The organism is Streptomyces sp. NPDC051940 (assembly GCF_040680895.1).
GTDB lineage: Bacteria > Actinomycetota > Actinomycetes > Streptomycetales > Streptomycetaceae > Streptomyces.
Window position 1 is genome coordinate 1 of the sequence record NZ_JBFAXR010000141.1, and the last position, 20418, is coordinate 20418.

At 75.6% G+C, this 20418-nt stretch carries 17 protein-coding genes and 1 pseudogene; 13 read left to right on the forward strand and 5 right to left on the reverse strand.

Translation table 11 applies throughout. The features are described from left to right. Positions 1–108: 108 nt before the first annotated feature. Genes AB0M28_RS34435 through AB0M28_RS34450 form a run of 4 tightly spaced genes read left to right on the forward strand, consistent with a single transcriptional unit; the run spans position 109 to position 3929 of the window. On the forward strand, positions 109–654 hold the full coding sequence (locus AB0M28_RS34435; RefSeq protein ID WP_365413680.1) for a MauE/DoxX family redox-associated membrane protein: 546 nt from the start codon (positions 109–111) through the stop codon (positions 652–654). 28 nt (positions 655–682) lie between these two features. Continuing rightward, positions 683–1267, forward strand: a complete 585-nt coding sequence (locus AB0M28_RS34440; RefSeq protein ID WP_365413682.1) for a redoxin domain-containing protein — start codon at positions 683–685, stop codon at positions 1265–1267. A 26-nt stretch (positions 1268–1293) separates the two neighbouring features. Next, entirely contained in the window at positions 1294–3273 is a 1980-nt protein-coding gene (locus AB0M28_RS34445) for an ABC transporter ATP-binding protein (protein ID WP_365413684.1), read from the forward strand. Then, positions 3270–3929, forward strand: a complete 660-nt coding sequence (locus tag AB0M28_RS34450; protein ID WP_365413686.1) for a S26 family signal peptidase — start codon at positions 3270–3272, stop codon at positions 3927–3929. Before AB0M28_RS34445 ends, AB0M28_RS34450 begins: the two co-directional genes overlap by 4 nt. Here AB0M28_RS34450 and AB0M28_RS34455 read toward each other — a convergent pair. From AB0M28_RS34455 to AB0M28_RS34465, 3 genes are all read right to left on the reverse strand, one after another. Beyond that, positions 3847–6288 carry a BTAD domain-containing putative transcriptional regulator gene (locus AB0M28_RS34455; protein ID WP_365413688.1) on the reverse strand — a complete coding sequence of 814 codons (2442 nt, stop codon included), beginning with the start codon at positions 6286–6288 and terminating at the stop codon, positions 3847–3849. The two genes, AB0M28_RS34450 and AB0M28_RS34455, sit on opposite strands and share 83 nt — an antisense overlap. Positions 6289–6398: 110 nt before the next feature. After that, positions 6399–7688, reverse strand: coding sequence for a M14 family zinc carboxypeptidase (locus AB0M28_RS34460; protein WP_365413690.1), 1290 nt, complete (start codon positions 7686–7688; stop codon positions 6399–6401). Positions 7689–7814: 126 nt separating this feature from the next. Continuing rightward, positions 7815–9086, reverse strand: a complete 1272-nt coding sequence (locus AB0M28_RS34465; RefSeq protein WP_365413692.1) for a M14 family zinc carboxypeptidase — start codon at positions 9084–9086, stop codon at positions 7815–7817. A 169-nt stretch (positions 9087–9255) separates the two neighbouring features. Here AB0M28_RS34465 and AB0M28_RS34470 point away from each other — a divergent pair, with 169 nt between their 5' ends. The 6 genes from AB0M28_RS34470 to AB0M28_RS34495 all read left to right on the forward strand — a co-directional run bounded on the left by AB0M28_RS34470 (position 9256) and on the right by AB0M28_RS34495 (position 16553). Then, the gene (locus AB0M28_RS34470) at positions 9256–10386 is read left to right on the forward strand and encodes a ThiF family adenylyltransferase (protein WP_365413694.1); all 1131 of its coding nucleotides are present in this window, start codon (positions 9256–9258) and stop codon (positions 10384–10386) included. Positions 10387–11230: 844 nt separating this feature from the next. Continuing rightward, positions 11231–12478 (forward strand): hypothetical protein, encoded by a 1248-nt coding sequence (locus tag AB0M28_RS34475; protein WP_365413696.1) that lies wholly within the window; start codon positions 11231–11233, stop codon positions 12476–12478. A gap of 13 nt (positions 12479–12491) precedes the next feature. Further along, complete coding sequence (locus AB0M28_RS34480) at positions 12492–13664, forward strand: cysteine desulfurase family protein (protein ID WP_365413698.1); 1173 nt, start codon at positions 12492–12494, stop codon at positions 13662–13664. Between the two features lie 127 nt (positions 13665–13791). Continuing rightward, positions 13792–14445, forward strand: coding sequence for an N-acetylmuramoyl-L-alanine amidase (locus tag AB0M28_RS34485; protein WP_365413700.1), 654 nt, complete (start codon positions 13792–13794; stop codon positions 14443–14445). 39 nt (positions 14446–14484) lie between these two features. Next, positions 14485–15612: a tRNA 2-thiouridine(34) synthase MnmA gene (gene mnmA / locus AB0M28_RS34490; protein ID WP_365413702.1), complete on the forward strand. Its 1128-nt coding sequence runs from the start codon at positions 14485–14487 to the stop codon at positions 15610–15612. A 137-nt stretch (positions 15613–15749) separates the two neighbouring features. Next, positions 15750–16553 (forward strand): SAM-dependent methyltransferase, encoded by an 804-nt coding sequence (locus AB0M28_RS34495; RefSeq protein ID WP_365413704.1) that lies wholly within the window; start codon positions 15750–15752, stop codon positions 16551–16553. Positions 16554–16563: 10 nt separating this feature from the next. Here the strand turns inward: AB0M28_RS34495 and AB0M28_RS34500 are convergent, their stop codons facing one another. Beyond that, on the reverse strand, positions 16564–16887 hold the full coding sequence (locus AB0M28_RS34500; protein WP_365413706.1) for a DUF427 domain-containing protein: 324 nt from the start codon (positions 16885–16887) through the stop codon (positions 16564–16566). 53 nt (positions 16888–16940) lie between these two features. Here AB0M28_RS34500 and AB0M28_RS34505 point away from each other — a divergent pair, with 53 nt between their 5' ends. Next, positions 16941–17519, forward strand: a complete 579-nt coding sequence (locus AB0M28_RS34505) for a TIGR00730 family Rossman fold protein (RefSeq protein ID WP_365413708.1) — start codon at positions 16941–16943, stop codon at positions 17517–17519. A gap of 412 nt (positions 17520–17931) precedes the next feature. Next, the gene (locus AB0M28_RS34510) at positions 17932–18621 is read left to right on the forward strand and encodes an SDR family oxidoreductase (protein ID WP_365413710.1); all 690 of its coding nucleotides are present in this window, start codon (positions 17932–17934) and stop codon (positions 18619–18621) included. Between the two features lie 66 nt (positions 18622–18687). Here AB0M28_RS34510 and AB0M28_RS34515 read toward each other — a convergent pair whose 3' ends face one another. Beyond that, positions 18688–19992 carry a PQQ-binding-like beta-propeller repeat protein gene (locus AB0M28_RS34515; protein ID WP_365413712.1) on the reverse strand — a complete coding sequence of 435 codons (1305 nt, stop codon included), beginning with the start codon at positions 19990–19992 and terminating at the stop codon, positions 18688–18690. A gap of 331 nt (positions 19993–20323) precedes the next feature. On the opposite strand from AB0M28_RS34515, the pseudogene AB0M28_RS34520 reads away from it, so the two are divergent. Then, positions 20324–20418 (forward strand): annotated as a pseudogene (locus AB0M28_RS34520) (F0F1 ATP synthase subunit epsilon); the annotation flags it as partial.

A 20418-nucleotide genomic window follows, 5' to 3' on the forward strand; every position in this document is an offset into this window, starting at 1 on the left:
ATGAGGTGGTGCCGGGCATCGCGGTGGAGGGACACGGGGGCTAGGCGACGCCTGGTCCCGCGCGGGGCGGCCACGGCCCCACCCGCACGCTCCCCGGGAGGAGTCGCCGTGCCGTACGTCCTGCTCGCCTGCCGGCTCACGCTCGTCGCCGTGCTGCTCCTCGCGGCCGCCGCCAAGCTCCGCGCCCCGCGGGCCTTCGCGGCCTCGCTCACGGACCTCACCTTCGTGCCCCGGCCGCTGCGGCGGCCCCTCGCGGTGCTGGTCCCGGCCGTGGAGCTGCTCGTCGCCGGGCTGCTCGCGGTGCCCGCGACCGGCGCGGCCGGTTTCGCGGCGGCCGTACCGCTGACGGCGGCGCTGACCGCCGTACCCGTCCTGGTGGTCGCCCGCGGCGAGACGGTCAGCTGCGCCTGTTTCGGCGTACGCGAAGTCCCCCTGGGCGCCCTGCACATCGTGCGCAACGGCGCGCTGCTGACCGCGGCGGGTCTCGGCGCGTACTTCGAACTGAGCGGCGCCGCCGGCGTCGACGACGTCCCGGGCGCGCTGCTCGCCGTCGCCGCCGCGGCCGTACTGACCACCCTGATCGTGTTCACCGACGACATCGCCGTGCTCCTGAGGGCCCCCGCCGTGGGCGTGCCCGGGGGCGGCGGCCGGTGACCGGCGCCGAGCCGGGAAAGGACGCCCCGTGCAGTACCTGGTAGCAGGAATCGCCCTGGTCGCGGCGGTGGCCGCGGTCAACGCCGCGCTGACCCTGGCCGTGGTCCGCCGCTGGCGCGCCCGTACGGCCCCCGCCCCGGCGGCGACGACGCAGCCGGCCGCGGACCCCGGTGTGCCGCAGGAGCTGCCGCCGCTGGGCATCGAGGTGGGTTCGCGGCTGCCGGACTTCACCGCGGTCACCGTCGACGGCCGGACCGTCTCCGCCGCCGACGTCGCCGGGCGCGAACTCCTCGTCGCCTTCCTGTCGCTGGACTGCGGGGGCTGCGAGGACAGCCTTCCCGAACTCGCCGCCCGCGCCCGTGAGCTGCGGGCCGACGGGGGCGCCGTCCTCGCCACCGTGGTCGGCATCGACTCCGCCGGCAGCGAACTGGCCGCGCGGGTCGCCGAGCTGGCGGACTTCGCCGTCGCGGAGTCCCTGGACGAACCGCTGAGCCGTCTCTTCGGCGTCCTGTTCTACCCCGGCTTCGCCCGCTACGGCGCCGACGGCACCGCCCGGGCGGCCGGGATCGGCCTGGCCGCGATGGACGCGAGCGCCCTCACGGCGGCCCGGTGAAGCGCGGCCCCGTGAAGCCCGGCCCGGTGAAGCCAGACCCCGTCCAGCCCGCCCCCGGCAGCGCGCCCGACCCGGACACCGGCCTGACCGGGACCGCCTCCGTCCCGCGCGGCTTCGCCGCCGCCCTCGCGCTGGCCTGGCACGCGGCACCCGGCATGCTGCTCCTGCAGGCCGTGACGGCCCTCGTCGGCGGTACGGCGCCTGTCGCCGTCGCCTGGCTGACCAAGGCCGTCCTCGACGAACTGGCGGGCCCCCGACCCGAGTTCGCCCACCTCGCGTGGCTGGCCGCGGGCATCGGCGCGCTGGGCGTCGTGATGGCGGCCACCACCGCGCTGACCCTGTACGCCCAGGGCCGCACCCGGCGCGCCGTCGGACTGCTCGCCCAGGACCGGCTGTTCACCGCCGTGGGCCGGCTGCGCGGCCTCGCCCGGCTGGAGCAGCCCAGCTTCCACGACCGGCTGCGCCTGGCCCAGCAGACCGCCGAGAACGCGCCCGACCAGCTGGTCGGCGCCGCCCTGTCCAGTCTCCAGGGCGCCCTCGGCATCGCCGGCTTCCTCGGCTCGCTGCTCGCCATCAGCCCCGTGATGGCGGGCGCCGCCCTGCTGGCCGCCGTTCCCGCGCTGCTCGCCCATCTCGCGCTCAGCCGCCGGCAGGCCGGGATGATGTGGCAGACCAGCCCGGGTATGCGGCGCAAGCTCTTCTACCAGATGCTGCTGACGGACCTCCAGGCCGCGAAGGAGGTACGCCTCTTCGGCCTGGGCCGCTTCCTGCACGACCGGATGCTCACCGAACTGCGCGCCACCAACGGCGCCGAGGACCGGCTGGAGCGCAGCGCCGTACGCGTGCAGGTGGCGCTCGCCGTGCTCGGGGCGCTGCTGTCGGCGGGCGGACTGCTGTGGGCCGTGCACGCCGCCGCCACCCGCGCGCTGACGCTCGGCGACGTGTCCGTCTTCATCGCGGCCCTGGCGGGACTGCAGTCCGGGCTGGGGATCCTGGTCCAGAGCCTCGCCCAGGGCCACAAGGCGGCCCTGGTCTTCCACCACTACCTGTCCGTCCTGGACGTGACGGACGACCTCCGGGCCCCCCGGCTGCCCGAACGCGAACTCGCCCCGCTGGCCCGCGGTATCGAGCTGCGCGACGTCTGGTTCCGCTACCACGACGACGCCCCGTGGGTGCTGCGCGGCGTCAGCCTGACCATCCCGCACGGCACCAGCGTCGCCGTGGTCGGGCTCAACGGCGCCGGCAAGAGCACCCTGGTCAAGCTGCTGTGCCGGCTGTACGACCCGCAGCGCGGCGCGGTGCTCTGGGACGGCGTCGACATCCGCGAGGTACCGGTGGCCGAGCTGCGCTCGCGCATCGGGGCGGTGTTCCAGGACTACATGGCGTACGACCTGACCGCCGCGGAGAACATCGCCCTCGGCGACCTGACGGCCGTCGAGGACGAGGAGCGGGTGCGTACCGCGGCCGAACGCGCCGGGATCCACGGGGCGATCGTCCGGCTGCCGGCCGGCTACCGGACCATGCTGTCGAGGCTCTTCCACGCGGGTGAGGAGGACCCCGACACCGCCGCGCACGGCGTCCACCTCTCCGGCGGCCAGTGGCAGCGCCTCGCGCTCGCGCGCGGGCTGATGCGCCAGGGCCGGGACCTGATGATCCTGGACGAGCCCAGCTCCGGGCTCGACGCCGTCGCCGAGGAGGCCGTGCACGAGCGCCTGCGCGAGCTGCGCGAGGGCGCCACGAGCGTGCTGGTCTCGCACCGGCTCGGCGCGGTGCGGCGGGCGGACGTGATCGTCGTGGTGCAGGACGGCAGGATCCGGGAACGCGGCGACCACGCCTCGCTGATGGCGCGTCCCGAGGGGATCTACGCCCGGCTGTTCCGCACCCAGGCGGCGGGGTACCGCGAGGAGCCGGCGGAGACACCGGCGCCGGCGGCTGATCCCGGCCGGGCGCCGGACCGGACGACGAGGGCCGACCCCGGCCCGGCGACCCCGGTGGCCGCCGGATGACCGCCGTCGCGCGCGCCGTGCTGGCGGCCGTGCTCGCCGGGGCCGGGGGAGCGCTGCTCGCACGCCGGCGGCTGGCCGCGGTCACCGTCCGCGGCGGCAGCATGACCCCGACGCTCCTGCCCGGCGACGTCCTGCTCGTGCTGCGCGGCCCGCGCACGGTCCGCCGCGGCCGGATCGTCGTCGTCCCGCGCCCCGACCCGGCGACCGGCTGGCGGGAGCCCGCCGAACCGCTCAACGCCCGCGGCTGGTACGTCAAACGGGTCGTCGCCGTGCCCGGCGACCCCGTGCCGGACTGGGTGGCCGGACCTGGCGGGACGGCGCCCGGCGCCCGGGTGCCCGCCGGGATGCTCGTGCTGCGCGGCGACCATCCGCGCTCGGAGGACTCCCGCCGGTGGGGCTACTGCCCGGCGGACCAGCTGTACGGCGTGATGCTCCTGAGGCTCCCGGGGCGCCGGGAGTTCGCCGGACCCGGCGCTGAAGAGTTCGCCGAGCCCGGCGGTCCTGGCTTCGCCGAGCCCGACGGTCATTGCTTCCCCGAGCCGCGCGGCCGGGAGCGCGCTGCACCGCACCCCCTCAGTCCGCCACCGCCACACTCCCTCCCGGATCCCGCAGTTCGGCGCCCGCCTGGCGGTACAGAGCCGCCGCGCGCCGCGTGAGCTCCAGCGCCCGGGGGTAGCGGCCCAGCCGCCGGTACACCCGGGCCAGCTCCGCGTAGACCATCGCCTGTCCCGCCGCGTCGCCCGCGTCCGCGAAGCAGTGCCGGGCCGTCCACAGATGGTCCAGTCCCAGGTCGTACCGCTGGGCGCGGGTGCGCAGCAGCCCCAGCACGGTGTGCAGCCAGCCCTGGCCGGCCAGGTCCCCCTGCCGCTCCGCGGCGCGCAGCGCCGGCTCCACGCACCGCTCCCACCCGCCGGCCCACCACACCGCCCGGGCGGAGACCGACAGTCCGGCCGCCATCCGCCACGCCAGCTCCGAGCGCCCGTAGCCGGCCGCCCACCGGATCGCCTCCGACAGCGCGGGCAGCTCCGCCACACACCAGGCCAGCGCCTGCCCCTCGTCGGCGAACTCCGGCAGCGGGGCGCCGGCTTCGGCGCCCGGCGCGGGCAGCGGATGCGCGTCCGGCGCCATCACGGCGTACGCCTTCGTCACCGCGGCCGTGTACCAGACGAGCAGCCGCAGCCGGGCCTGCGTCCGGGCGGCCCGCGGCTCCTCCGCGGCGGCGCGCTCGGCGGCGTACTCGCCGAGCAGGCTGTGGAAGGCGTACCGGTCGGGCCGCGGGGTCCGTAACAGATGGCCGTCCACCAGCCCCTCCAGCAGCTCCCGCGCCGCGTCCACGGGCAGGCCCAGCAGGGCGGCGGCGGGCTCGACCGAGAGAGGATGGCGGGGCCATAGCCCCAGCAGCCGGAAGGCCCGCGCCTGGCCGGCCTCCGCCGCGGCGGGCCCGTCCCGCAGGGCGGCGTAGTCCGGTGCGAAGGCATCGCGTACGGTCAGCCGGCCCGCACTCAGCGCGCCCAGCCGGCCGCGCGGGATCTCCAGCCGCGCGGCCACGGCCCCGAGCGGCCAGCCGGGCCGTGCCGCCAGCTGGGCGCCGACGATGCGCAGGGCGAGCGGCAGCCCGTCGCAGGCGGTGAGTATCCGCTCCGCCGCCGCGGGTTCGGCCTCCAGGCGGGGCGTACCGCACAGCGCGGAGAGCAGGGACCGGCGGCCCTCGTCGTCCAGGGGCCGCACCTCCAGCCGTCCCGTCGCGGGCAGGTCGGTGAGCATCCGGCGGCTCGTGACCAGGACGGCGCAGCCGCCGCCTCCCGGCAGCAGCGGGGCGACGTGCGCGGCGCTCGCGGCGTCGTCGAGGACCAGCAGCACGCGCCGGCCGCTGAGCGCGGACCGTAACAGCGCCGCCCGGTCCTCCACGAGCTCCGGTAACGGCCGCCCGCCCGCGCCCAGATCGCCGAGGAGGCGGGCGAGCAGCCGGTGCGCGTCGCGCCCGGCGCCCGGTGCGGAGCCCCGCAGGTCGGCGTACAGCTGGCCGTCGGGGAAGCAGTCGCGCAGGCGCTGGGCGGCGTGGACGGCCAGCGCGCTCTTGCCCACCCCCGGCATACCGGAGACCACCACGGTCCGCGGCCCGGCGGACCCGGCGGCCGGCCGGAGCATCCGCACCAGCTCCTCCAGTTCCGCCTTGCGGCCGCACAACTCGGCCGGACCGGCGGGCAGCTGGGCGGGCGGGGGCGCCGCCGCCCGGCGCGGCGGACCGGCGGCGTGGCCCGCGCTCCCGCGGTCCGTCAGCACGGCCCGGTGCGCCGCACGGACCTCCGGGCCGGGTTCGACGCCCAGTTCGTCGACCAGGGTCCGGCGCAGCCGCTGGTACACGGCCAGCGCCTCCGCCTGCCGGCCCATCCGGTGCAGCACGACCATCAGCTGCCGGTGGAACACCTCCCGCAGCGGATGCTCCCCGGCCAGCCGGGCCAGCTCCGGCGCCAGTGGGCCGTAGCGCCCCAGCTCCAGCTCCGCGTCGACCCGCCACTCGAGCGCCAGCAGCCGTGTCTCGCATAACTCCTGTACGCGGGGCTGGACCTGCTCGTGCCCGAGGAAGTCCTCCGGCAGATCCCCCAGCGGCACGCCCCGCCACAGCGCGAGCGCCCCGGCCGCCTCCCGGCTCACCGACTCCCAGTCGCGGGCCGGCAGCAGGGCCCGTACACCCGCGAGCCGGCGGGTGAAGACCTCGCTGTCCAGCTCCTCCTCGCCCACCGCCAGCAGATAACCGCCGCGCGTCGCCCGGAGCCGGGACGGGCCGTCCGCGCCGAGTGCGCGCCGCAGCCGCGACACGTGGTTGTGCAGCGAGGCGGAGGCCGTCGCCGGCGGGTCCTGCCCCCACAGCGCGGAGCGCAGCGTGCCGAGCGGGACGGCGCGGTTGGCGTGCAGCAGCAGGAAGGCCAGCAGCGCACGGGCCTTGGTGCCGGTCAGGGGCCGTTCGGCCGGTCCGTCGTGCACGTCCAGCGGGCCGAGCAGGCAGAACCGCATCGGTCTCCTCCCACGCGGAAGATCGCGTACGGGGCGACCCTAAGCGTTCCGGGCCGTCACGGCACCGGGACGAATACGACCGGAGCGGGCAGCCGTCTGGGGCAGACGGGTCAGCCGCGCACCCCGTCCAGATCCGCCGCCACCGCGAGGATGGTCCGGCTCTGCAGCTCCACCTGGTCCCGCACCGGGACCCAGCGCGGCTTCGTCTCCGCCTCGAACTCCGTGTACCAGGCGTCGAACTGCCCCAGCACCGCGCGGCGGACCCCGTCCGTGTCGCGGCCGGGCGGCAGCGCCCGCGCGAGCATGCCGGCCGCCCGCAGCGACAGCCGGTGCGCGGTCAGCCGCAGCGCCGCCGCGTTCCCGGCGGTACGGGCCAGCGCGGCGCGGCTCGCGGCGGCGAGCCCGCCCGCCCACTCGTCGGCGATCTCCGCGCAGCCCTGTGCCACCCAGCGCGCCGAGGCGGCGAGCGGGCCCCGGCGCACATGGTCCGAATCAAGCCAGGGAGCAGCCAGTTCGACCAGCTCCGCCAGCCGTGCCGTACGCCGCCGGAATCCGGCCACGAGCCGGGTCAGCTCCGCCGGCGGATCCGCGACCGGCGTGGCGTCCGCGATCTCCGGCACCGCCCACTGCGTCGCCTCGATCAGCACGGTCACCGTGCCGCCCGGTACGGGATGGAACCAGGTGGAGCGGGCGGAGAGGTCGTTGCGGGGTACGCCGGAGGCGGAGGCGTCCGGCTCGGGCATCACGAAGACGCCGGGCGCGGGGCTCGGCATGTGGAAGGCGTCGAACGGGGCGATCTCCAGGGGGATGTCGAGTTCGGTGGCGGTCTTGGCGAACATCGCCGCCACGGCGGGCAGGGGTTCCGTGGTCTGGATCCAGGTGCCGCCGACGTCGTTCGCGTGCAGCGAGAACTGCGCCAGCGGCCGGTACTCGTTAAGCAGGCGGACCAGCGCGGCCGTCTCGGGCAGCGGCGCGCGGCCCGCCGGCGGCAGCCACTCCGGCTGGCCGTCGGTGACCGGGCGGTACATACCGCGGAAGTAGTCGGCCGGATCCCCCGGTTCCCGTACCCAGCCCTCGTTGATCCGCGCCCCGTCCGGATCCAGGCAGAGCAGGAAGTGCCAGGTCAGACCGGAGCGCAGGCGCGGCTCGCGGGAGAGCACGGCGGCCAGGTGCAGGGCTGTCGCGCCGCCCGCCGGCTCGTTCGCGTGGGGGCCCGCGACCACGAGTATGTTGCGGTCGCCGGGCCCCGGATCCCCCACGGACACCAGCCACAGCGGATCGCCCGCGCGGGAGCGCCCCACCTCTCGCAGGCCGCACACTTCCGGATGGCGGCGAACCACCTCCCGGGCTCCGCGTACGAGATCGTCCACCGTGGGATAGCCCTGGGAGTTGGTCAGCACAGTGACAAGCCCTGCCCATCCCGTATGGCCGGGAAACGCCGCTTAAGCGGGCGGACTCCGATACCTGCCGGGATGTTCCCGGGGAGTGCCGACGGGGCACCTGGGGCGGCGGGCGGCCACCCGCGTTCACGACGTCAGCGTCTCGACCAGGCCGACGACGAACTCCTCCTGCAGTCGAGCCTGCCGCTCCACCGGGATCCAGCGCGGGCGGAACTCCCGTTCGTACGCGTCCGCCCATCCGTCCGCCAGCCGCTCCGCCGCGTCGCGCAGACCCTCCGACCCGGCGGTCCCCGTCTCCCGCAGGGCGCGGGCCAGCAGCGCGGCCGAGCGCAGGGGTAATCGCCGGCCGGTCATCCGCAGCATCAGCTCGCCGGCCGCGGTCCGCAGTCCGGGCGCCGCGTACCGCTCCCACCAGGCGGCGCTCGGTTCCAGCACGCCCGTGGACCACGCGGCGCCGGAGAACACCGGCCCCGAGCAGAACGGGCGGGCCCGCTCGACGAGTTCGGCGACCTGCCGCGACTGCGCACGCTGCAGCCGCACCACCTCGGCGACGACGCCCGGCGGATCGGCCGCGGGCCGGGTGTCGTCCATCCCGGGCACCGTCCACACCGGTGCCTCCACCACGGCGGACACGGTGCCGTGGCGCAGCGGGTACGTCCAGACGGAGCGCGGCACATGGCCGTTGAAGCCGTCCGTGGCCCGCATCAGGAACAGTCCCGGCGCCGGATGCGGCATGCGGTGCGTGTCGTGCCCCGGGCCGGCCAGCGGCAGGGTGAGCCGCGCGGCGGGGCGGGCCAGCAGCCGCGCCGCCTCCGGTACGTCATGCGTCAACTGGACCCACGCGGCGCCCAGATCGTTGCCGTGCAGGGAGAACTGGGCGACCGGGCGCAGCTCGTCCAGCAGCGCGGTGAGCGCCGCCGTCTCGGGCAGCGGCGGGCCGCCGTCGGCGGGCAGCCACTCGGGCTGGGCGTCCTCGGCGGGCCGGTAGTAGTGGCGGAACTGGTCCCGCAGCAGGCCGGGCCGCCGCGCCCACGCCTCGCTCAGCCGCGCGCCGTCGGGGTCGACGCACAGCAGGAGATGCCAGCGGGCGCGGGCGCGCAGCCGTCGGTCCTCGCGGATCCGGCGGGCGAGGCGCAGCACGGCGGCGCCGCCGACCGGTTCGTTGGCGTGCGGGCCGGCCACGACGAGCACCTCGGCGGGGCCGCTCCCGGCGGACAGCAGCCACAGGGGGTCGCCGCCGCGGGAGCGGCCCACGGTGCGCAGTTCGCACCACCGCGGGTGCCGGTCCGCGAGTTCGCGTGCGGCGCGCACGAGGTCGTCGACGACGGGGTAGCGGTCGGTGTCCGCTCCCGGGCGGCCGGTCCGCCGGGTGGCAGTCGACTCCTCCTGGTCAATCACCGTTGGCGTTGCTGCCGCCGGTGGTCTCCTTCTTGTCCAGCTTGCGGATCTTGATCTCCTTCATGGTTCCTCCCGTACTGGTGCGGGCTGTTGTTGGCATGACAGCATCAACGGCATCACCAAAGGAGCGGACCCGCAAGAGCGCGTCCCGTGAACTGGCGGAGGCCGGATGGCGGTCGAGGATCTCGCGCGGCCCCGGATCAAGCCGGAGCACCGCGGCTACCGCACCGACGCCGGCAACATCCGCATCGGCGGGGTGGTGTACGGGACGGCCTCGGAGATCGAGGATCCCGACGGCTGGATCTGGGACGTCGTGGAGTCCGCGGACGGCACGCGCGCGGTCGCGGAGATCGCGGCGGCGGTGTGCGCCCGGCATCCGGACCTCGGCGCGGCGGACGTCGCCGGGGCGCTGGAGGCGCTGTACGAGGCCGGGTTCGTGGAGGACGCGGCCGCCGGGCGGCCCGCGGCGCTCTCCGAGCGCGAGGCGGAGCGGTACGGCCGCGGGATGACGCTGCTGCGGTGGCTCGACACGACGCCGCGGGCCTCGGCCTGGGAGGCGCAGGTGCTGCTCAAGCGGGCCTCGGTGCTGCTGATCGGGCTCGGCGGCACGGGGGGTGCGGTCGCGCAGCAGCTGGTCGCCTCCGGGGTGGGCGGCCTGCACGTCGTCGACGACGACACGGTGTCGCTGTCGAACCTCAACCGGCAACTGCTCTACACGGAGGCGGACATCGGCCGCCCCAAGGTGGAGGCGGGCGTCTCGCGGCTGCGCGCGCTCAACTCCCACGCGCGCGTGTCGGGAGAGGTCCGGCGGATCACGGACGCCGACGGGCTCGCCGCGCTCCTCGCGCCGCCCCGCCGTTACGACCTGCTGATCCTGGCCGCGGACCGCCCGGCCCACATCCGCCGCTGGGCGAACCGCGCGTGTCTGGACGCGGGGCTGCCGTGGGTGGACGGCGGCTACAGCGGGCCGCTGGTCACGGCCGGGGTCTTCCGGCCCGGGAGCGGGCCGTGCTGGCTGTGCGTGCACGACGGCGAGTACGAGTCGGCCGACCTCGGGCTGCCCGCGGGGGTCGCCGAGGAACGCGCCACGGCACACCTCCCGTGGAACCCGGTCAACGCGGTGACGGCCACGCTCTCCGGCGCCCTGATGACGCACGGCGCGCTGTCCCTCCTCACGGGCATCCCCGCCCTCCCCCCGGGCCTGCGCTACGGCTTCAACCTCTCCACCCCGGGCGACGAGGTCCTCCTCGACCTCCCCCGCCGCCCCTCCTGCCCAGCCTGCGCGGACACCCCGAAGTGACCGCCCACCCCCACGCCGCAGACAACGCCCCCCGGCCCTGCACCCCCGCGCTGTCCCGCCCCGCCCGGGGCCCGGGGTCGAAGCCCGGCTGCTCCGGCGGGTGGCGCACGCCGCACAATGCGCCGGCGCAGCGGACGCAGCGGTTGTGGCGCCGGCCGCCGCGCCCCGCGCCCGCTGTCCGGGCCACCCCGGCGGCAGGGGGTCTGGGGGCGGAGCCCCCAGGAGGTCTGGCGGCGGAGCCTTCACGGGGTCTGGCGGCGGAGCCTTCACAGGGCCTGGCGGTGGTGTCCTCACGGGGTCTGGTGGTGGTGTCCTGCGGTCGTCCTCCGTGCGACACCTCGCCCGTGGCGCTGCGGGGGTGTCAGTCGGCCGGCCGTGGCCCGGCTGTCCGGGCCATCCCGCCCACGGGGGATACGGGGGCGGAGCCTCCGGGTTCTCCTGTGTGGCGCAGCCATCGACTGCAGGTGCTGCGGTGGTGTCCGCCGACTGGCTCCGACCCGGCTCACTCAGTCATGCCACCCCCGGGTGGCCCGGGGACGGTGTCCCTGCGGGGTCTGGGGGCAGCGGTCCCAGGGCCCTCTCCGCGCCGTACCCCGCCCGTGGCGCCGTGGCGGGGTGAGCCAGTTCGCGCCGGCGCCCATCACTCAGGTGTCCCATTCCCCGGGGGCCCGGGGGCCGAGCCCCCGGCTGCCCGGTGTCCCGTGCCGGGGGCGTGGTGTCCGCCCGCCCGCCGCGGCCCTGCTCGCTCAGCCACCCCGCCCCCACGGGGCCCGGGGGCGGAGCCCCCGGATCGCCGGGGCGAGCCGCCGGAGGCGCCGTCCCCCCGGGGGATCGGGGTGGCCGCATGACGTCCGAGGCGTCCGGGGAGATCGCGATCCGGGCCGGGAGCCGGATCGCCCTGCATCGGCTTGAGGCGCGGCGCGACGGCGCGGAGTGGGTCGTCGGGCGGCTGGAGACCGGGGAGTTCGTCGCGTTGCCCGAGGTGGGGATGCGGGCCCTGCGGCTGCTGCGGGACGGGTGCAGCGTCGCGGGGGCGGGGGAGCGGTTGCGGGACGAGACCGGTGAGGACGTCGACGTCGCCGCGTTCGCCGGGGCCCTCGTCGAACGCGGCTTCGTCGAGCGGATCGACGACCGGACCGTCCCCCAGGCCGAGCCGCCCCGCCCCACACTGCCCCGGCTGCGCCCGCGGCACGTCCGCGGACTGCTGCACCCCGCCCTGCCCTGGCTGACCGCCGCCCTGGTCCTCGCCGCCTGCGTGACCCTCGCCGCGCGACCCGAGCTGCTGCCCGGCTACCGCGGCCTGCTGTGGAGCCCGCACGGCAGCGCCGTGGTCGCGCTCACCGCCGGCGCCGGCTGGACCCTGCTGCTGCTCCACGAGTTCGCCCATCTCGCGGTCGCCCGGGCCACCGGCGTACCCGGGCGGCTGCGCTTCGGCACCCGGCTGCAGTTCCTCGTCCTGCAGACGGACATCAGCGGCATCGAGCTGGCCCCCCGCAGACACCGCCTCACCGCCTATCTCGCCGGCATCGCCGTCAACCTCGCCGTCGCCGCCGCAGCCGTCCTCGCCCTGGCCGCGCTGCCCGGCGGCCCGGACACCGCCGCGCACCGGATGCTGACCGCGCTGATGCTGATCTCCCTGCTCCAGCTGCCGTTCCAGTGCATGGTCTTCACCCGCACCGACCTGTACTTCGTCCTCCAGGACCTCACCCGCTGCCACGACCTGTACGGCGACGGCCGCGCCTACGCCGCGTACCGCCTGCGCGCCCTGCGCCACCGGGTGCGCCCGCGCGGGCGCCCCGCACCGGCCGACCCCAGCGCGCCGCTGCCGCGCCGCGAGCGCCGCGCCGTGCGCCTGTACAGCGTGGTGCTCGTCGCCGGCACGGCCCTCTGCCTGACCGCCCTCGCGCTGATCACCCTGCCCGCGGAGTACACCCTGCTGGCGGAGGCCGCGGGCAGGCTGGGCCCGGGCGGCAGCACGGGCGACCGGCTCGACGGGGCGGCGGTCCTGGCCACCGTCGGCGGGGTGCACGCGCTGTGGGCGGTCACCTGGTGGCGGGGCCGGCGGCGCGGACGCCGTACCCCGCCGCCGTAGAATCGAGGTCACCATGGACCAGGCCGCCTACTTCGACCACGCAGCCACGACGCCGATGCTCCCCGAGGCGGTCGAGGCGATGACGGCGCAGCTCTCCGTCACCGGGAACGCCTCCGCCCTGCACTCCGCCGGCCGGCGCGCCCGCCGTACCGTCGAGGAGGGCCGGGAGCGGCTCGCCGCGGCGCTCGGCGCGCGGCCCAGCGAGGTGGTGTTCACCTCCGGCGGCACCGAGTCCGACAACCTCGCCGTCAAGGGCCTGTACTGGTCGCGCCGGGCCGAGGACGCCCGCCGTACCCGGCTGCTGGCCAGCCCCGTGGAGCACCACGCGGTCCTCGACGCCGTGCAGTGGCTCGCCGACCACGAGGGCGCGGTGGTCGACTGGCTGCCGGTCGACTCCTACGGCCGGGTGCGTCCGGACGCGCTGCGCGAGGCGATCGTGAGCGACCCCGACGACGTCGCGCTGGTCACCGTGATGTGGGCGAACAACGAGATCGGCACGGTCATGCCGGTCGCCGAACTGGCCGCCGTGGCCGCCGAGTACGGCATCCCCATGCACGCCGACGCGGTCCAGGCGGTCGGCCAGCTGGACGTCGCCTTCGACGCCTCGGGGCTGGCCGCGATGACGGTGTCCGGCCACAAGATCGGCGGCCCGTACGGCGTCGGCGCCCTGCTGCTGGGCCGCGACCGGGCGCCCGTACCGCTGGCGCACGGCGGCGGCCAGGAGCGCGACGTGCGCTCGGGCACGCTCGACGTACCGGCGATCGCCTCCTTCGCGGCCGCCGCCGACGTGGCCGTCTCCCGCCGCGGGGACTTCGCCCGCGAGGTCGGAGCGCTGCGCGACGCGCTGATCGAGGTCGTACGGACCACGGTCCCGGACGCCGTCCTCGGCGGCGACCCCGTCGACCGCCTCCCCGCCAACGCGCACTTCGCGTTCCCCGGCTGCGAGGGCGACTCGCTGCTCCTGCTGCTGGACGCGGCGGGCATCCAGTGCTCCACGGGTTCCGCCTGCACGGCGGGCGTCGCCCAGCCCTCCCACGTCCTCCTCGCCGCGGGCACGGACCCCGACCTGGCCCGCGGCACCCTGCGCTTCTCCCTGGGCCACACCTCCACGAAGGCGGAGGTCGACGCCCTGGCGGCGGCCCTGGGCCCGGCCGTGGAACGGGCCCGGGCGGCGGGACTGACGTAACCCCCGCGGGAGTGCCGCAACCGGCGGGACTGACGTAACCCCGCGGGAATGCCGTAACCCCGCGAGACCGACGCAACCCCCGCACGCTTCACGGAACCACCCACCGGACGATCGCGTTCATCAGGTCATGGACAGCGAACCGGGGGGTGCCCGGTCGGGGCGCAGGGCCCTGATCATCGGCGGGGCCGGCGCGGCCGCGGTGCTCGCGCTCGCGCAGAAGGACGCCATCGCGCGCTGGTGGTGGCGCGTGCCCGGCAACGACAAGCCGCGCCGGCCCGGCGAGCTCGACTACGCCACCGCCCAGTGGACGGGCGCCGACGACGCGAACTGGCGGCGGGCGGACCGGCCCGCGGACTACCGCATCGACCGCGTCGTGATCCACGTCACCCAGGCGGACTGGGCGACCACCCTCAGGATCTTCCGCGACCCCGGCCACCGGGCCGCCACGCACTACGTCGTCCGCTCCCGCGACGGCCACGTCGAGCAGATGGTCCGCGAACTGGACGTGGCGTACCACGCGGGCAACCGCGCGTGGAACGAGCGCAGCGTCGGCATCGAGCACGAGGGCTTCGTCGACCAGCCGAAGTGGTTCACGGCGAAGATGTACGCCGCCTCCGCCCGGCTCACGGCCGACATCTGCCGCCGCCACCGCATCCCCGTCGACCGCGAGCACATAGTCGGCCATGTGGAGGTCCCCGGCACGGACCACACCGACCCGGGGCCGCTGTGGGACTGGGACCGGTACATGAAGCTGGTGCGGACGGCGGCGGGGGCCGCCTGAGCACGGGCCGCTCCGCCGGGCCCGTACCCTGTAAGGGTTATGTCTGAGACCGCCGCGCGCCCCCTGAAGGTCCTCGCCGCCATGTCCGGCGGTGTCGACTCCGCCGTCGCCGCCGCCCGCGCCGCCGAGGCGGGGCACGACGTCACCGGCGTCCACCTCGCCCTGTCCGCGAACCCGAAGTCCTTCCGGACCGGCGCCCGCGGCTGCTGCACCATCGAGGACTCCCACGATGCCCGCCGCGCCGCGGACGTCATCGGCATCCCGTTCTACGTCTGGGACCTCGCCGAGCGCTTCCGCGAGGACGTGGTGGAGGACTTCGTCGCCGAGTACGCCGCGGGCCGCACCCCGAACCCCTGTCTGCGCTGCAACGAGAAGATCAAGTTCGCCGCGCTGCTGGACAAGGCCCTGGCGCTGGGCTTCGACGCGGTCTGCACCGGCCACTACGCCAAGGTCGTCACGCACGGGGACGGCACCCGCGAGCTGCACCGCGCCGCCGACATGGCCAAGGACCAGTCCTACGTCCTCGGCGTCCTCGACGACCGCCAGCTCGCGCACGCGATGTTCCCGCTCGGCGACACCGAGACGACCAAGGAGCAGATCCGCGCGGAGGCCGCGGCCCGCGGCCTGTTCGTCGCCAAGAAGCCCGACAGCCACGACATCTGCTTCATCGCCGACGGCGACACCCAGGGCTTCCTGGCGAAGCGCCTCGGCACCGCCGAGGGCGACATCGTCGACGAGGACGGCACCAGGCTGGGCACCCACACCGGCGCGTACGGCTACACCATCGGCCAGCGCAAGGGCCTGCGGCTGGGCAACCCGGCGGGCGACGGCAAGCCCCGCTACGTGCTGGACATCTCCCCGGTGGACAACACCGTCACCGTCGGCCCGGCCGCCGCACTCGACGTCGTCGCCCTCACCGCGATCAAGCCCCGCTGGTGCGGCACGCCCCCGGCCGGCCCCGGCGCGTACACCGCGCAGCTGCGCGCGCACGGCGGCGAGACGCCCGTGACCGCCGAGCCCGTCTCCGCGGACGAGCTGCGCGTCGCCTTCGCCGAGCCGGTGCGCGGCGTGGCCCCGGGCCAGGCGGTCGTGCTGTACGACGGCACGCGCGTCGTCGGCTCCGCGACGATCTCCGCCACGGTCCGCGCGACCGCCGCCGCGAGCTGAGCGCCCCGCAGGTCAACACCCCTGCCGCGGCGGGGAGGTTGACGGAGGCCGCCGTTCCGTCAAGCCGCCGTGTCGGCTAGGCTGCGCTGGCCAGGGCGTGCCGCGGCGTCGCGCCGCCCCCAGCCGAGGAGGCCGTGTTGACCGACCCGCAGCCGGAGCGTCCCGTCATCGACGTCACGCGGCCCAGCATCGCCCGCGTCTACGACGCCCTGCTCGGCGGCAAGGACAACTACCCGGTGGACCGCGAGGTCGCCGAACGGATCCGCACCACGATGCCCGCGATCCGCGCGCAGTCCAACCGCGAGTTCCTCGGCCGCGTCGTACGCTTCCTCGCCGCCGACGCCGGCATCCGGCAGTTCGTCGACCTCGGCGCCGGCCTGCCCACGATGGAGAACACGCACCAGGTCGCCCAGCGCCACCAGCCCGGCGCGGGCGTGGTGTATGTCGACAACGACCCCGTCGTCCTCGCGCACGGCGACGCACTGCTGGTGGAGAACGACCGCACCGCGGTGATCACCGCCGACCTGCGCGATCCGGAGCGCGTCCTGAACCACCCCGAGACCCGCCGCCTGATCGACTTCGACGAGCCCGTCGCCGTCCTCCTCGTCGGCATCCTCCACCACTTCGCCGACGAGGAGAACATCAAGGGCGTCGTGGACGCGTACATGGCCGCCGTACCGTCCGGCAGCCATCTGGTGATCTCCCACTTCTGGGACTCGGGCGAGGAGGCCCGCACCCTGGAGAAGACGTTCCTGCGCTTCCTCGGCTCGGGCCGCTTCCGCACGCAGGAGGAGATCGAGGCGTACTTCGACGGCCTGGAACTCCTCGAACCGGGCGTCGTCCCGCTCACCCGCTGGCGCCCCGAGGGCCCCGCCGTGGTGCCGGGCGGTCAGCCGGTGACGACGCGGCTGATGGTCGCGGGGGTGGCCCGCAAGCCGTGACGCCCGGGGGTCAGCCGACGACCTCGGTGTCGTAGAAGCAGAAGAGCCCCTTGATCGCGGCGACCTCGTCCTTCGGCTCCAGATAGGCCCAGACCAGGTCCTTCGCCCCCGGCACCGACCAGTACGACGCGTCGCCCTTGAAGGGGCAGTACGTACTGCTGTCGCTCGGTTCGAGCAGCTCCGTGCGGACGTCGTCGGCGGGCAGGTAGTACCGGTCCGGACAGCCGGTCTCGCGCAGCAGGAGCGGCCGGCGGCTCTCCGCGAGCACGGTGCCGTCGCGTACGACGCGGACGTGGACCGTGCTCTCGTCGATGGTGATCGTGTGGGTACCCATACCCGGTACAGCACCGTGCCCGCCCGCGCGATTCCCCGCATACGGTGTACGCCATGACTGCATCTGTCGGGGGACGACCCCCGAACCCCCGGAGGGTCTGCGTCTTCCTCTCCGCCGCCGACCTGGACGCCCGTTACACCGTCCCCGCCCGCGAGTTCGCGACGCTGCTCGGCAAGCGCGGCCACACGCTGGTCTGGGGCGCGTCCGACGTGGGCCTGATGAAAGTCGTCGCCGACGGGGTCCAGGAGGCCGGCGGCCGGCTGGTCGGCGTCTCGGTGACGTTCCTGGCGGACAAGGCCCGCGCCGGCTGCGACGAGCTGGTCATCGCCCGCGACCTCGCGGAACGCAAGGCCGAACTCCTCGCCCGCGCGGACGCGGTGGTCATCATGGTGGGCGGCACGGGCACGCTGGATGAGGCCACGGAGATCCTGGAACTGAAGAAGCACGGCCTGCACGACAAGCCGGTGGTCCTGCTGAACTCAGCGGGCTTCTACGACGGCCTGGAACAACAGTTCCGCCGCATGGACGCCGAGGGCTTCCTCCCCCTCCCCCTGAACAACCTCATGCGCTTCGCCCAGACCCCGACGGAGGCACTGGAGTACCTCGAAGGAGAGACAGACCCCACCGGCTGACGCGGGCCCGTACCTCCTCCCGCCCGACGGCAAGGGGGCGAGGGGTCGCACCCCGCCTGTCCGACGGCAAGGGATGAGGGGTCGCACCTCAGCCCGTCCGGCGTTTGAGGACTTCGGCGAAGCCGAAGCGCGCCGCAGGCGCCGACGGAACGCGACAAGAAGCCCGTCCGGCGTTTGAGGACTTCGGCGAAGCCGAAGCGCGCCGCAGGCGCCGACGGAACGCCACATGAAGCCCGTCCGGCGTTTGAGGACGAGGCGCGCAGCGCCGACAAACCAGCAACCAGGCATCACGGCGAAGGCACCGAACCCAGCCCGTCCGGCGCTTGAGGACGAGCGCCGCAGGCGCGACGGGGGCCCGGGGGCGAAGCCCCCGCAGCGGTACGCGACCACACCCCCGTGACAGGATGACCGCATGGCGACACACCTGATCACCGGCGCAAGCAGCGGCATCGGCGCAGCCGTGACCCGCCGCCTCCACACCCGAGGCGACACCCTGTGGCTGCTGGCCCGCAACGCCGGCCGCGCCAGGGAACTGGCCGCCGAGTACCCCGGCGCACACACGCTCGTCGGCGACCTCGCGGACCCGGGCCGCCTCTCCTGGGCGTTCGGCCACCAGTCCCCGCCCCAGGAGCTGGACTCCCTGCTCCACATCGCGGGCGTCGTCGAACTCGGCCCGATCGGCGACCTCACGCCCAAGATCTGGAACGAGCAGCTCGCCGCCAACCTCGTCGGCCCCGCGGAGCTGACCCGCCTGCTGCTGCCGCAGCTGCGCCTCGCCCGCGGCCACGTCGTCTTCGTCAACTCCGGCGCCGGCCTCAACGCCCACGCCCAGTGGGGCGCGTACGCCGCCAGCAAGCACGGCCTGAAGGCCCTCGCCGACTCCCTGCGCTGGGAGGAGAAGCCGAACGGCCTGCGGGTCACGACCGTCTACCCGGGCCGTACCGCGACCCCGATGCAGGAGAAGGTCCACCGCCAGGAGGGCAAGGAGTACGACCCGGCCCTGTGGATCGACCCGGAGTCCGTGGCGCAGACGATCCTGCTGACGCTCGACCTCCCGCGGGACGCGGAGATCCAGGACGTGACGGTACGCCCGGGGTCGTGACCGGCGGTCGACGACCGACCGACCGCCCCGGCCCGCCCCGGCCCGCGCCGCGCGGCTCAGCGCGGCTCAGTGCGCGACCACGAGCCGCCCCGTGACCGCCCGGAACTCCCCACCGCCGTCCCGCCGCATGACGACCGCCCCGTCCCTCACCTGGACGACGTCCAGCGTCCCCGCCTCCCCCTCGGCGGGGACGTCGGGCAGGGCCAGCTCGTGCAGGAGCTTCCCGCTCCCGGCGTCGAGCACCCGCAGCACGTTGGGCCCGGCCTTCGCGCGCTCCGGCTGCTGTACGACGTAGACCCGACCCTCCACCAGCAGCGGCACCCCGAACCGCGTGCCCCTGGCAGGGGCCTTGACCCACCGGCTGCCCCTCGTCCCGAGATCGGCGACCATGTCGAGGCGCGCGGGGAGGACGGACCGGTCGGTGGTGAGCAGATCACCGCTCACGTCCCGCAGCGTGTGCTCGTCCGCCACGTCGATCTCCTTGACGGAGGGCCGCCCCTTGCCTCCGTACTCGACGACCGCGCCGCGCCCGCGTCCGGCCCAGGACAGGGTGACGAGCCGATGGGAGTCGACCTGCAGCACCGGCGAGTCGCCCATGGGCAGCCGCCACCGCTCCGTGCCGCTGCCCGCGTCGAGGGCGGCCAGCTGCACGGGGTGGTCCGTGGCGGCGGGGCACCGCTCGCGGACGGTGTACACACCCGGGTCGGCCCCGGAGCGCAGCGCGTGCAACTGGCCGGAGTCCAGCCGGCACGCGGCGGGCGGCGTGTGCCGCCACAGCCGGTGCCCGTCGTCCCCGTCGTACGCGGTGATCCCCTCGCCGTCGGCCGCGAGCACGGTGCCGCGTCCCTCCACCGCGGTGAGTTCGCCGACCGCCCCGCCGGCCGGCTCGGTGCCCTCCGCGTGCCACCGGGCTTCGCCCGACTCCGGGTCCAGGGCGACGACCAGCCCGTCCTCCCACCACAGCGCGAGCAGCCGGGTGCTGCCGGCCGGCCGGTCACCGAAGCCGTTGCCGAGGGCGACCTCGGCGAGGCCGACGCCTTCGCGGCGGTACGTCCAGTAGGTGTCGCCGGTACGCAGCGACCGGGCGCTGACGCCGTCGCGCCCGGGGAGCGGATCGACGCTGAGCCCGCCCAGAACGCCGTAACTCTCACCGTCCCGCAACTCGGCCCCGGCGGGCCGCGCGGGGGCACCCTTGCCGAAGCCGGCGGGGTAGGACCCGTGCGGTCCGTCGGTCTGCTCGCCGTACTGATCGCGGAAGGCGTAGAACCCCCAGGCGGCGAGCACGACGGCGGCAACGGCCACGGCTATGACGACGACGCGCGGCCGCCCTCGCTCCCGGAGCAGGGCGGCCAGACGCAGCGACACGGACATGACGTCTCCTAGCTTCCTACTGACGCGTAACCGCACACCCTAACGGCTCCACCCACGCGCCCCCCGGCCCACTGACCGGCCGCAACGCGGCGGCCGCCGCGGTGTGGTACCGGGGGCGTCCCGGCCATCACCCTGTGCCTGCCCGGCACTGCCGTCCCGGGGGGCGCCGCCCCTGCGGGACCGCTGCACCCGCCCGTGCCGCCCCTCGGCGGCCCGACCGCCCGCAGCACGCGCGCACACGCTCGCGCCGCGCGACCGCACGGCCGTGGGTCGTGCGAGGCAACCCGGCCCAGACAAGGACGAAGGACGCACCCCAGCCCGTCCGGCGTTTGTGGCTGAGCTGCACGTCGAGTTGGTCGCCGCCGACCGCAAGGTCTGGTCGGGCGAGGCAACCCGGGTCGTGGCGCGCACCTCGTCCGGCGACAT

What these genes read in the sequence shown, in the direction of transcription:
- AB0M28_RS34450 (WP_365413686.1), top strand. Translation starts at nt 3,270, where the DNA reads ATGACCGCCGTCGCGCGCGCCGTGCTGGCGGCCGTGCTCGCCGGGGCC.
- AB0M28_RS34455 (WP_365413688.1), bottom strand. Translation starts at nt 6,288, where the DNA reads ATGCGGTTCTGCCTGCTCGGCCCGCTGGACGTGCACGACGGACCGGCC.
- AB0M28_RS34470 (WP_365413694.1), top strand. Translation starts at nt 9,256, where the DNA reads ATGGCGGTCGAGGATCTCGCGCGGCCCCGGATCAAGCCGGAGCACCGC.
- AB0M28_RS34475 (WP_365413696.1), top strand. Translation starts at nt 11,231, where the DNA reads ATGACGTCCGAGGCGTCCGGGGAGATCGCGATCCGGGCCGGGAGCCGG.
- AB0M28_RS34480 (WP_365413698.1), top strand. Translation starts at nt 12,492, where the DNA reads ATGGACCAGGCCGCCTACTTCGACCACGCAGCCACGACGCCGATGCTC.
- AB0M28_RS34485 (WP_365413700.1), top strand. Translation starts at nt 13,792, where the DNA reads ATGGACAGCGAACCGGGGGGTGCCCGGTCGGGGCGCAGGGCCCTGATC.
- mnmA (WP_365413702.1), top strand. Translation starts at nt 14,485, where the DNA reads ATGTCTGAGACCGCCGCGCGCCCCCTGAAGGTCCTCGCCGCCATGTCC.
- AB0M28_RS34500 (WP_365413706.1), bottom strand. Translation starts at nt 16,887, where the DNA reads ATGGGTACCCACACGATCACCATCGACGAGAGCACGGTCCACGTCCGC.
- AB0M28_RS34505 (WP_365413708.1), top strand. Translation starts at nt 16,941, where the DNA reads ATGACTGCATCTGTCGGGGGACGACCCCCGAACCCCCGGAGGGTCTGC.
- AB0M28_RS34510 (WP_365413710.1), top strand. Translation starts at nt 17,932, where the DNA reads ATGGCGACACACCTGATCACCGGCGCAAGCAGCGGCATCGGCGCAGCC.
- AB0M28_RS34515 (WP_365413712.1), bottom strand. Translation starts at nt 19,992, where the DNA reads ATGTCCGTGTCGCTGCGTCTGGCCGCCCTGCTCCGGGAGCGAGGGCGG.